The 11,901-nt window shown below is 47.2% G+C and carries 13 protein-coding genes; 5 read left to right on the top strand and 8 right to left on the bottom strand.

What is annotated here, in order from left to right; translation table 11 throughout:
• Window positions 1-288: 288 nt before the first annotated feature.
• The 3 genes from BW928_RS08760 to trxA all read right to left on the bottom strand — a co-directional run bounded on the left by BW928_RS08760 (window position 289) and on the right by trxA (window position 2,836).
• Window positions 289-660 (bottom strand): hypothetical protein, encoded by a 372-nt coding sequence (locus tag BW928_RS08760; RefSeq protein WP_076555852.1) that lies wholly within the window; start codon window positions 658-660, stop codon window positions 289-291.
• 382 nt (window positions 661-1,042) lie between these two features.
• The gene (gene rho / locus BW928_RS08765; RefSeq protein WP_076555853.1) at window positions 1,043-2,311 is read right to left on the bottom strand and encodes a transcription termination factor Rho; all 1,269 of its coding nucleotides are present in this window, start codon (window positions 2,309-2,311) and stop codon (window positions 1,043-1,045) included.
• Between the two features lie 204 nt (window positions 2,312-2,515).
• Window positions 2,516-2,836, bottom strand: coding sequence for a thioredoxin (trxA, locus tag BW928_RS08770; protein WP_076555854.1), 321 nt, complete (start codon window positions 2,834-2,836; stop codon window positions 2,516-2,518).
• A 212-nt stretch (window positions 2,837-3,048) separates the two neighbouring features.
• Between trxA and BW928_RS08775 the strand changes: the two genes are divergently transcribed.
• A complete protein-coding gene (locus BW928_RS08775) occupies window positions 3,049-3,777 on the top strand; it encodes an RluA family pseudouridine synthase (RefSeq protein WP_076555855.1) in 729 nt (242 codons plus the stop codon).
• Window positions 3,778-3,822: 45 nt separating this feature from the next.
• Here BW928_RS08775 and BW928_RS08780 read toward each other — a convergent pair whose 3' ends face one another.
• The 5 genes from BW928_RS08780 to BW928_RS08800 form a co-directional block, all read right to left on the bottom strand.
• Window positions 3,823-4,149 carry a protein tyrosine phosphatase family protein gene (locus BW928_RS08780; protein WP_076555889.1) on the bottom strand — a complete coding sequence of 109 codons (327 nt, stop codon included), beginning with the start codon at window positions 4,147-4,149 and terminating at the stop codon, window positions 3,823-3,825.
• 123 nt (window positions 4,150-4,272) lie between these two features.
• Window positions 4,273-5,973 (bottom strand): SulP family inorganic anion transporter, encoded by a 1,701-nt coding sequence (locus BW928_RS08785; protein WP_076555856.1) that lies wholly within the window; start codon window positions 5,971-5,973, stop codon window positions 4,273-4,275.
• Window positions 5,974-5,976: 3 nt separating this feature from the next.
• Window positions 5,977-6,378 carry a hypothetical protein gene (locus tag BW928_RS08790; RefSeq protein ID WP_076555857.1) on the bottom strand — a complete coding sequence of 134 codons (402 nt, stop codon included), beginning with the start codon at window positions 6,376-6,378 and terminating at the stop codon, window positions 5,977-5,979.
• Window positions 6,379-6,479: 101 nt separating this feature from the next.
• Window positions 6,480-6,812, bottom strand: a complete 333-nt coding sequence (locus BW928_RS08795) for a BolA family protein (protein WP_076555858.1) — start codon at window positions 6,810-6,812, stop codon at window positions 6,480-6,482.
• Window positions 6,813-6,820: 8 nt separating this feature from the next.
• Complete coding sequence (locus BW928_RS08800) at window positions 6,821-7,636, bottom strand: M48 family metallopeptidase (protein ID WP_076555859.1); 816 nt, start codon at window positions 7,634-7,636, stop codon at window positions 6,821-6,823.
• Window positions 7,637-7,963: 327 nt separating this feature from the next.
• Between BW928_RS08800 and pstS the strand changes: the two genes are divergently transcribed.
• The 4 genes from pstS to pstB all read left to right on the top strand — a co-directional run bounded on the left by pstS (window position 7,964) and on the right by pstB (window position 11,885).
• Window positions 7,964-9,106 (top strand): phosphate ABC transporter substrate-binding protein PstS, encoded by a 1,143-nt coding sequence (gene pstS / locus BW928_RS08805; RefSeq protein WP_076555890.1) that lies wholly within the window; start codon window positions 7,964-7,966, stop codon window positions 9,104-9,106.
• Between the two features lie 67 nt (window positions 9,107-9,173).
• Complete coding sequence (gene pstC, locus BW928_RS08810) at window positions 9,174-10,136, top strand: phosphate ABC transporter permease subunit PstC (protein WP_076555860.1); 963 nt, start codon at window positions 9,174-9,176, stop codon at window positions 10,134-10,136.
• A gap of 21 nt (window positions 10,137-10,157) precedes the next feature.
• Entirely contained in the window at window positions 10,158-11,030 is an 873-nt protein-coding gene (pstA, locus tag BW928_RS08815; RefSeq protein ID WP_076555861.1) for a phosphate ABC transporter permease PstA, read from the top strand.
• A 60-nt stretch (window positions 11,031-11,090) separates the two neighbouring features.
• Window positions 11,091-11,885, top strand: a complete 795-nt coding sequence (pstB, locus tag BW928_RS08820) for a phosphate ABC transporter ATP-binding protein PstB (RefSeq protein ID WP_078309850.1) — start codon at window positions 11,091-11,093, stop codon at window positions 11,883-11,885.
• The last annotated feature ends 16 nt before the right edge of the window (window positions 11,886-11,901 follow it).

Consider the following 11,901-nt stretch of genomic DNA (forward strand, 5'->3'; position numbering starts at 1 on the left):
ACCACAGTTATTGTGGTGGTTTTTTGTACCAATCATCACCAAAACCAAACAGTCTGGGTTGTTTATTGGCAATCTTGCTGTGCGTGGTTGTTTGGACTGATTACTAAATTGTGCTTGCCGTGATGGCGATTAAGAGGGTTTAGCGGAGCTGGCTAATTTGTTAGTCTTTGATGAGTATGATTGCTACCAGAAGTGATGGCGTTGCTGTCTTTGCTATAATCAGACAATAAAAAAGAGAGCCTAAAAGACCCTCTTTTGCTATAAGATTTTAACAGCGTGGCTGTAAAATTACTTCTTAGCTTCTTCAGTTGCAGTAGTAGCAGCTTCTTGTGCAGTTTCTGCAGCAGCTTGAGCTTGGTCAGCAGCAGCTTGAGCTTCAGCAGTTTGAGCAGCGTTTGCATCACCAGCTACAGCGTCAGTTGCAGCTTTAGCAGCGTCGCCAGCAGCAGCAGTTGCGTCAGCAGCAGCTTCAGCAGCTTTGTCAGCAGCGTCAGCAGCAGCTTCACCAGTGGTAGCAGCAGCAGTTGCAGCAGCGTCTTTAGCTTCTACAGCAGCTTCAGTAGCAGTAGAGGCAGCGTCTTGAGCTTTTTCAGCTGGCTTTGAGCAAGCAGTTAGAGCCAAAGCAGCGATTAGTGCAGATGCGATTAGTTTAGTTTGCATGGTAAAACTCCAATTAGGTGGATATGAAATAAAAACAACCCATGAGCAAGCTCAATCTCATTGATACATGAGAAAACCCTCGTCCATAGGTCGATACAAAATTCGTATCATGATACAACAATTTATTACAGATGCAAAGTTAAATTTATTAATAAATGCTTAATTTTGTAACAAAATATAACAATTAATCTGCTTGCCACTTTAGCCAAGCGACAATAAATTGTATCAAGGTTTAGTGTTGGGCGTATCTTAGCACAAAAAAATAAAGATGACAACGAAATGACAAGTCTTTTTTTGTAAATTTGTGATAAAAATTTGTAGCACAGGTAATTAACGGTACAGCATAACAAAACCAGCCATTAAGAATAATGGCTGGCGGTTATTAGCTCTGAGCTTTTTTGATCATTTGTTCAAAGAATTCGTCATTGGTTTTGGAATCTTTGAGTCTTTCGAGCAAAAACTCGGTTGCTTGCGAATCTTCCATCGGTTGCATGAGCTTGCGTAAAATCCAAACGCGGCGTAGCGTTTCTTCGTCAAGCAATCTCTCTTCACGGCGTGTGCTGGATTTTTTGATATTAATCGCTGGGAAAATGCGACGCTCGGCAAGGTCTCGCTCGAGGGTAATCTCTTGGTTGCCCGTGCCTTTAAATTCCTCAAAAATTACGCTGTCCATCTTAGAGCCAGTGTCAATGAGTGCCGTTGAGATGATGGTCAGACTGCCGCCTTCTTCAACATTGCGAGCGGCACCAAAAAAGCGTTTTGGGCGTTCTAGGGCATTGGCATCAACACCGCCAGTCAAAACTTTGCCGCTTGAAGGAATGACCGTATTGTATGCACGAGCCAGACGGGTGATGGAATCTAATAAGATAACCACATCTTGTTTATGCTCAACAAGGCGTTTGGCTTTTTCGATGACCATCTCGGCAACCTGAATGTGTCGCTGTGGCGGCTCGTCAAAAGTTGAGGCAACCACTTCACCACGCACGGTGCGTTGCATTTCGGTAACTTCTTCTGGGCGTTCATCAATCAGCAGTACGATAAGGTAGCATTCTGGGTGATTTTTGGTGATGGCTTGGGCGATGGTTTGTAATAGCACCGTCTTGCCTGCCTTTGGAGGGGCGACTATGATGGAGCGTTGGCCTCTGCCGATGGGGGCAATCAGGTCAATCATACGCCCTGTCAAATCTTCGGTTGTGCCATTGCCAGTCTCCAGCACCAGCTGCTTGGTAGGAAATAGTGGTGTTAAGTTCTCAAAGATGAGCTTATGACGACTGCGATCTGGGGTGTCAAAATTAATTTCGCTGACTTTTAGTAGGGCAAAATAGCGTTCCTGATCCTTAGGGGGGCGGATTTGTCCTGCGATGGAATCCCCTGTTTGTAGATTAAAGCGGCGAATTTGGCTGGGGCTGACATAAATATCATCAGGTCCTGCCAGATACGATCCTTCAGAGGAACGCAAAAAGCCAAAGCCATCAGGCAAAATCTCAAGCACGCCATCACCATAAATTGCCTCGCCGTTACGGGCGTGGGTTTTTAAGATGGCAAAAATAATGTCTTGTTTGCGACTTCTTGCCATGTTGTCAAGCCCCATAGACTCGGCAATCTGTAGCAATTCGCCAACGGATTTTCGTTTTAATTCAGTCAGATTCATGGATAGGTAAATAATGAATAAAGCCCAATTTGGGCAAATTGATGGAAATGATTGGGTAGAAATAAAGAAATGCAATCAGCAGAATGTGATTGCAGGTGCATAGATATTAAGCCAAATTGATGATTTTGTCAAGTGCTGTGTGGCAAATTTATGACACTTTTGCGTGATAAAAAAAGCCAGCACGATGCTGGCTTGAGGGTAGGTTTATAGATGCTTGTCAAGCAAGGCGGCAAATTCTGATTTTGGGCGACCGCCAACCACTGCCTCGACACGCTCACCATCTTTAAATACAAATAAAGTTGGAATGCTGCGAATGCCAAAGCGAGCAGCAGACTCTGGGTTGTCATCAACATTGACTTTGACGATTTTGGCACGACCAGCATAGTCTGCTGCCAGCTCCTCTAGGGTGGGAGCGATTGCCTTACAAGGGCCACACCATGGTGCCCAAAAATCAACCAAGACCACTTGGTCGGAGCCTAGCACATCAGCATCAAAGCTGGCATCGGTTGCGTTAATAATAGACATAATTTCACCTTTGTTAAGTTTGTATAATTGCCTAAATGGGGCGACTGGCAAAAAATTCAAGAGCGAATCATCTGTCAGGTGCGGTTTGTGGCAGATTGCGTGTTATAATAACAGCTTTTCTGCCCAAAGGCTTGTGCTGGCATGATTGAATTTATCAAATTCACCGATTGGGCAAATCAAAGATGACTATTGTTATTTGACCGAGAGCTGCCATGACCCTGTCCGAAGCTGATATTATCAACATGAATCAACACGAAGCGGCACAAAGTGAGGCGTTTTTTGTTGATTTTGCCAAATCAATCACCGTCTACGAAGATGAGGATATTTGGGTGCTGGATAAGCCAGCAGGGCTGCTTAGCGTTGATGGGCGACTGTTAAAGGTGAGTTTGCAATCACGACTGCTGCGAGTCAATCCCAAGTTGCGATTGATTCATCGGCTGGATATGGATACCTCAGGGCTGATTATTTTTGCCAAATCAGCACAGGCACAGACGCACATTGCCAAGCAATTTATTGACCGCATTCCCCAAAAAGAATATCAAGCGGTGGTGATGGGCAGCATCATTCAACAAGACAAACAAGGCACAATTGACATTCCTGTCCGCTATGAGCCTAGCACCAAGCCTAGACATATCGTTGATGAAGGGTGGCACAAGCGAGCTTTGACGCATTATCAAGTGCTGCATCATGAGCTGCGGTGCGATGATATGGGCAAGGCACACGCCGTTACCCGTGTGGCGTTGTGGCCGATTACGGGGCGTAGCCATCAGTTGCGTGTGCATATGTTACACTTGGGTCATGTGATGATTGGCGATCCGATTTATGCCGAGGGCGTGGCGTTGGGCTTGGACAGTAGGTTGAATTTGCACGCACATAAGCTGCGATTACGCCACCCAACGCATGAGGTATGGATGCAGTGGAGCAGTCCTGTGCCGTTTTAGCTTGGCAAGCAGGCGTGAATTTGGCTCTTAAGTGCTGATTAATAGTTAAATTAGTCCAGAGATGCACGCACACTGATACAGTCGCTTGGCACGAGAGCCAGTGCCACAAAATACCATGACAGGCTTGGGCGTGTCGCTTAATAATTTGGCAAAACTTTGTACCTCAATCAGGTGAATTGATTCACCATCAATGGGTAGGTTGTGATAGACGAGTCCTGCTTGTTTGGCACTGGCTGCCAAGTCGCAGTTTTTTGGCTGACCGTCAATTTCATCATCAAAACGCAGATTGATGAGGCTTTTAAAGCCAAGATTGGCAAGGCTTGTGCATTGATTTGGGTGGATTTGCTTGTACAAAGTAATCTGGCTTGGCATGGTAGATTCCGCATAAATGGGTGGATTAAGATGGGTTTGTACACAATTATCGCTTGCGTGTTTGGCAAACAGCTCTATCTTACCCCAAGCCAAAGCCTGTTGCAATGGCGATTTGGCATAAGGTTATGACTTGGGACGCAGGGTTTGCACCGCTTGGTTGGTGCTTAAAAAAACTTGCCCTGATAGGTTGGCAAAAACTTGGCTGGATTTTAAAATGTCCATGACAGGGCCTTTGACTTCGGCAAAATGCAGCCGCTGGTTGTTGGCTTGGCAGTGTTGATTCAAGTCATGCAGCATCTCTTGGGCGGCCAAATCCACATGATTGACTGCCGTCATGATAAGCACAATATCGCAAATGGCAGAATCATCGCTAAGTTTTAATAAATTGGCACGCACTGATTGGGCATTGCCAAAATACAAACTCTCATCAATGCGTAATAGCAACAACCCCTCAAAAGTGGTTGCTTGATAGCGTTCAATATTGCGAAAATGCTCACTGTTACCCACACGACCCAACACCGCAATATGCACCTGATGCGTGCGATAAATCATCGCAGCAAAACTGGCAAGTAGTCCTGCCACCAAGCCGCTATTTAAGCCAAAGACAATCGCAGTGGCAAAGGTGATAACAAAGCAGACAGCATCAGCCTTGTCATGTTGCCATGCTTGGGCGAGAGTTTTGGTATCAATCATGGCAATGGCAGAGATAATGATGACCGATGCCAATACCACATAGGGCAAGCCTGTCAAATATGCCCCAAAAAATAGCAAAATCAACAACACGCCCAATGCACAGATGACCGATGCCAATGGGGAGTTTGCCCCAACAAGCAAGTTGAGGCTGGTGCGAGAAATGCCCCCTGCTACTGCAAAACCACCAAAAATGCCGCTGGCGATATTGGCAAGACCCAGCCCGCCAAGCTCTTTGTTGGCACTGTAGGTCTCGCCTCGCAATCTGGCTTGTTGTGCTGAGATGGTGCTTGATGAGACGAAGGCAATCAAGGCAATCAGCAGTGCTGATGGCAGTAATGTCAATAAAGTAGTGGGCGACAAACTGGGCAGACTGGCAGTGGGCAGGTGCGTGGGCAGTGGCTGCAAGACATTGACTTCATAAGCAGGTAAGTTGTAGCGATGGCTTGCCCAAATTGACGCCACAACAAGAACGATGACAAAAAAACGATTGCCAAAACTACGCCATTGGCGAGGCAACCACGCCCATACCCATCGCTCACCATAACGACTGATGAGCAATAGCCCCAGTGTCAATAGACCAATCATTGCGGTGAGTGCGTGTATCGGCTTACTTGAGTGATAAATGCTGACGGCAAGGTTAATCAGGCTGTCGGCGTTGAGCGGTATGCCTAGTAGGTGCTTGATTTGTCCAAGTATAATCAGCACTGCTGCACCGCTGATAAATCCTGCTGCCACGCCACGACTCACAAACTGCATAATCCAGCCCAAGCGAATCAAGCCACCCACCAACAAAATCGCACCAACCATGAGTGCCAAAGTAATGGCAAGAGAGATGTATTGCAAACTGCCTGTGGCATAGTCAGACAGTGCTGATGCGGTCATGATGGCAGTGATGGCAACAGGACCGATTGAGGAGACGCTGCTTGCCCCAATCCATGAGTATATCAGCACAGGCACAATGGCAGCATACAGACCCATGATGGGCGGCAGACCTGCCAAGGCTGCATAGCCAAGACTTTGGGGAATGACAAGCACCGCCATCATCAATCCTGCTTGGATGTCTGGTAGGGCGGTGCGTGGTTGCTGGATAAATTGCAAAATCCAGTTGGGCAGTAGATTTTGCAAACGCATGGGTTATTCTCCGTAAATTTTTACGCCTTCTGCGAAGCTGCAGTTCTTTTGGCGTGCAGCCACAATCATCGCATCGTGTTCGCCATAAAGTTTGGCAAGGGCGTTATTTTTGGCAGCACGCTGACCGCTGCCTGTTCCCATGCCTAGGCTGATGGTTGGGTAGATGCCATGGCGACCACCTGCAAGACCGATACCAATCCCTGTTGATGACAGGCTAAGTTGCTGTTTTTTGGTTTTTTCTACCAAAGCACCAATGCGTGCCGTCTCTGATTGTAATTGTTCGCAGTTATAGTTTTGATAGGTGGTTGGATTGACATACTGTGGGGCGATGTTGCCTGTGGTGGCACAGCCTGTCAGAACGCCACTGGCGATGAGAGCGGCAAGGAGAATTTTGCTAAATTTCATGATAATTCCTAGTTAAAAAGTGCTGGCATGGCAATGATAACCGCAAGCAACTTGGGAGATGTATGGTGATTTTTCTGATGATTTTATGGTCTGCCTGCCTGTCATGCCTGATTGCCATTGTTACGCCGTGAGGCACAGAGCGGGCTGTCGGGCGATGCGGCAATGCTTGCCCACTCATCTGGCGTATAGGCAAAAATCGCCAACGCATGAATGGTGCCACCTTTATTCATCAAAAACTCATCAGCCAGTGCGTAGATTTTTTGGTGTCTGGCAGCAAGGCGTATGCCATCAAAGGCTTGGCTGACGATGGTGAGCTTAAAATGGCTTTGCTTGCCATCATAATACCCTGCGTGTTGATGGCTTTCATTTTCCAAAGCAAGATGTACAGGTTGCAAGGATTGCAAAGCTGCCAATAAGGCGGTGGCTGTATCCATAATTCCTCTTAGCGTGTTGTGCCTTGGAACAAAGGCATGACCGTTGGTATCAATGATTGCAACTGGCTAATGCGAGTAGTACTGCTGGGGTGCGTGCTAAGAAATTGTGGCACACTTCCCCCTGTTGCTTGCATTTTTTTCCAGAGGCTGACAGAGGCGTTTGGGTCGTAGCCTGCTCGAGCCATCAGCTCAAGCCCGATTTTGTCGGCTTCGGATTCTTGGGAGCGTGAGTGTGGCAAGTCCAGACCCAATTGGCTAATGACCCCTGCCAGCTGTGCTTGACCGCTAGACAGACCCAAGGCACCAGTTGCCAGTTGTAGCACCCCTTGGGTGGCAAAGCTGCGGCTGGCTTTTTCGCGAGAATGCTCACGCAGTGCATGGGCAATCTCATGACCCATGATGGCGGCAATTTCGGCATCGGTTAGGCGAAGTTTTTCGATAATGCCAGTATAAAAGACGATTTTGCCACCTGGCATAACATAGGCGTTGATTGAGTCGCTGGTGATGGTATGAACTTTCCAGTCCCAGTTTTTGGCATCAGGGCGGAGTACTTCGGTTTGTGTAATTAGCTTGTCGGCAATCTTGCGTAAACGCTTGACTTGCTCGTAGTTGTTGTCAAGTTTTCCTGCACGGCGAGCCTGATTGATGGTTTCGGCGTAGGCTTGATTGGACAGCTGGAGAATTTCTTGGCTTGAGACAAGCAGCAATTGTTTGCGATCGGCACCGACCACACCTGCACTGGTGGTGCTGGTGCAACCAACGATGGGCATGATGGCAGCGGCAGATACTGCCAAAGTAAGTAGACTGTGTTTGAGTGTTTTCATTATCTGTCCTTAAAATTAAAAAGCCAAACCTCTAACGGTGGCTAAGATTATAAACCAAATTCACCTCATTATCCTAGTGCTGACAACAAAAATTCACAAAATTTTGTCAATCAAGTTACTTTGGGTCAGGTGGTGCATGGCAAAATCATAAGTAGGGTGGCTTGGAGGCTGTCATCAAGTTGTCATGCAATGTTCATCAAGCTGTCATTTGCCAGTCATGCCATTGTCATTTATGCCACTTACAATGGCAAGCAATGCACCAAGGGCAAAAATCGTTGGCATTTGGTGCGTATCATAATCCAAATTATCCAACCAAACGGAGCAATCATGAAATTTTCTTTGTCGTGTATTAGCCTTGCACTTTTTGCCGCCATGACGCTGACTGCTTGTGGACAACAAAACAGCCAGCAAGCCGAGTCTGGCGACAAATCAACAACGCAGCCTGCAAACCAGCCAGCACAGTCAGCCAGCACCGAAGGCGAGGCCGTAACGCTAAGTATCACAGGGGCAGGTGCTTCTTTTCCACAGCCGATTTATGCCAAATGGTCGGCGGATTTTCGTGCTGCGACAGGTGGGCAGGTGAATTACCAGTCCATTGGCTCATCAGGCGGTATCAAGCAAATCATCGCCAAAACCGTTGATTTTGGTGCTTCAGATGCACCGCTTAGCATTGAGGAATTAAACGCCGAGGGCTTGGTGCAATTTCCAACCGTGATAGGCGGTGTGGTGCCTGTGGTGAATATTGATGGTGTGGCAGCAGGGGCGTTAAAACTGGACGGGGCGATATTGGCTGATATTTATTTGGGCAAAATCACCAAATGGAATGATGCCGCCATCACTGCCTTAAATCCAGAGATTGCCTTGCCTGACGCTACCATCACGACCGTGTTTCGTTCGGACGGTTCAGGGACGACATTTAATTTTACCGATTATTTGGCAAAAGTTTCTGGACAATGGCAAACTTCGGTCGGTGTGGATAAGGCTGTCAAATGGCCAACAGCAGCGACAGGGGCGGCAGGCAAGGGCAATGAAGGCGTGGCAAGCTATGTGGGGCGTATCAAAAACTCCATCGGCTATGTTGAGTATGCTTATGCCAAACAAAACAACATGGCTCATGTCGCCTTAAAAAATGCCGCTGGCAAGTTCGTGCAGCCATCAGCAGAGAGTTTTGCGGCAGCAGGGAATATTGATTGGTCAAAATCGGCAGGGTTTAATCAAATCTTGACCAATTCGGCAACGGCTGATGCGTGGCCTATCGCTGCGGCAACTTTTGTTTTGGTGCATAAATCACCACAAAATCCCGAGCAGGTGGCAGGCGTGCTGAAGTTTTTTGAATGGGCGTATGACAATGGCGACAAGGCGGCACTGGAGCTGGATTATGTGCCATTTAGTGATGAGGCGGTGGCGTTGTTTAAACAAAGCTGGCAACAGATTACCGATAAAGATGGCAAGCCTGTGTTGCAGAAATAATATTATTTATCAATTAAGATTATATAAACAATAAACTGTCTGACATATTATTAAGGAAATGGTTGCTATGGATTTTGGGCAACAAGCATTAATAAAAAAAATCCGCCGCCAAAAGCAGCTTGATGTGGCTTTTGTGGCTTTGACCAAGCTGTCAGCAATGCTGGTACTTTTGGTGCTGGGCGGTATTTTGTTGTCGCTGATTGTCGGGGCTATGCCAAGCATTCGTCAGTTTGGTATTTGGTTTTATACAAGCAGCAACTGGGATCCTGTGGCAGGTGAATTTGGGGCATTGGCACCGATTTATGGCACGCTGATTACTTCGGCGATCGCGGTGCTGATTGCACTGCCTGTTAGCTTTGGCATCGCGGTATTTTTGGTTGAGCTTTGTCCAGATTTTTTAAAAAAACCACTGGGCATTGCCATTGAGTTATTGGCTGGCATTCCTTCGATTATTTATGGTATGTGGGGGTTGTTTGTTTTTGCTCCTTGGTTTGGTGAAATGGTGCAGCCGTGGTTGATTGATAACTTGGCAAAACTGCCAATCATCGGGCAGATGTTTGTCGGTGCACCGATTGGCATTGGGCTGTTTACCGCTGGGCTTGTGCTTGCCATCATGATTATTCCGTTTATGGCGGCAACCATGCGTGATGTATTTTTGGTTGTGCCTGATATGCTCAAAGAGTCAGCTTATGGCATGGGGGCGACCACTTGGGAGGTGATTGTCAAAGTGGTGCTGCCTTATACCAAAGCAGGCGTGGTGGGCGGTTTGATTTTGGGGCTTGGCAGAGCATTGGGTGAGACGATGGCGGTTACTTTTTTGATTGGCAATACTTTTACGATAAATGCCAGCGTCTTTGCCTCTGGCGTGTCCATCACTTCGGCACTTGCCAATGAGTTTGCCGAGGCAAGCAGTCAGCTGCATTTGTCATCGCTGTTGCACTTGGGTTTGGTGCTGTTTGTGATAAGCCTGATTGTTTTGTCCGCCTCGAAACTTATGCTGATGCGGATTGATAGACAGCTGGGCAAGTGATTTATAGCAAAAGGAGGGATTATGAATAACCAAATGCCAGCGTTTGTTGAACGCATTCATTTGCCAAAATACCATCGCCGCCGTGCCATCAGTCGCATTGCCATGGCTTTTGCGATAGCTGCGATGGTCTTTGGGTTGTTTTGGCTTGCGTGGATTTTATTGACTTTGTTGTCGCACGGCATACAGGGGCTGATGAGTATGCCTGTATTTAGCATGGATACGCCACCTCCGATGGCAGTGGGCGGTGTCAAAAATGCCATTGTCGGCTCGCTGATGATTTGTTTTGCGGCGTTATTTGTCGGTACGCCGCTTGGGATTTTGACAGGGGTGTATTTGGCAGAATTTGACCAAGGTGGACTGCTTGGTCGCAGCACACGCTTTATTAACGATATTTTGTTATCCGCACCTTCTATTGTTATCGGCTTATTTGTCTTTACGCTGATGGTACAGGGCAGGGGATTTTCGGGGTGGGCAGGGGTTGTGGCACTTGCCATCATCGTCATACCTGTGGTGGTCGCCAGTACCGAAAATATGCTAAAACTTGTGCCAAACAGCTTGCGTGAAGCGGCTTATGCACTGGGTACGCCAAGATATAAGATGGCGTGGCATATTACCTTAAAATCCGCCAAAGCAGGTGTGATAACAGGCGTTCTGCTTGCTTTTGCACGCATTGCAGGCGAGACGGCACCGCTGTTGTTTACGGCGTTAAATAATCAATATTTTAGCACGGATATGTCGCAGGCGATGGCAAACTTGCCAAATACCATCTACCAATTCGCCATGAGTCCCTATGACAACTGGCACGCGTTGGCTTGGGCGGCGGCGTTGTTGATTACCGCTGCGGTGTTACTGATTAATATCATCGCACGCACCTTGTCTGCCAAATCATCATAAAATACAACTGGAGAGCTTATGCAAACTGTATCAAACACACTGCCCATCAATATTCAGCTGATGGACAATCATCACAGCCAAAGTGCTGCCAATCAAGCCAGCATCGCCAAATTAACCGTGCGTGATTTGCATTTTTATTATGGCGATTATCATGCTTTGAACAACATTAATCTGACTGTCGCAAACAAAAAAGTTACCGCCTTTATCGGGCCGTCAGGTTGTGGCAAATCAACCCTGCTTCGTTGCCTAAATCGTATGTATGACCTGTATTCGGGCATGCGTGCCACAGGCAAAATTATGCTGGATAATCAAAATATCTTGGCTGATGATATTGATGTCAATCTGCTAAGAGCAAGGGTGGGCATGGTGTTCCAAAAGCCCACGCCTTTTGCCATGTCAATTTATGACAATGTGGCATTTGGGGTGCGATTATACGAAAATTTATCCAAAGACGCTCTTGATGAACGCGTTACATGGGCATTACAAAAAGCGGCACTGTGGACGGAAGTGAAGGATAAATTAAAAAAGTCAGGGCTGTCATTATCGGGCGGTCAGCAGCAGCGTCTGTGCATTGCTCGCAGTATCGCCACACGCCCTGAAGTGTTGCTGCTTGATGAGCCGACTTCGGCACTTGATCCGATATCAACCGCCGCCATCGAAGAGCTGATTGCTGATTTAAAAAACGATTACACCATCGCCATCGTTACCCATAATATGCAGCAGGCGGCACGCTGTTCGGACTTTACCGCTTATATGTATCTGGGCGAGCTGGTTGAGATGGGGACGACTCGGCAAATTTTTGAACAGCCAAAAAACGCCGCCACTGCTGATTATATCGCAGGTCGTCATGGCTGATAAATTTGTGCTACAA

Source organism: Moraxella cuniculi DSM 21768 (assembly GCF_900156515.1).
Classification (GTDB): Bacteria; Pseudomonadota; Gammaproteobacteria; order Pseudomonadales; family Moraxellaceae; genus Moraxella; species Moraxella cuniculi.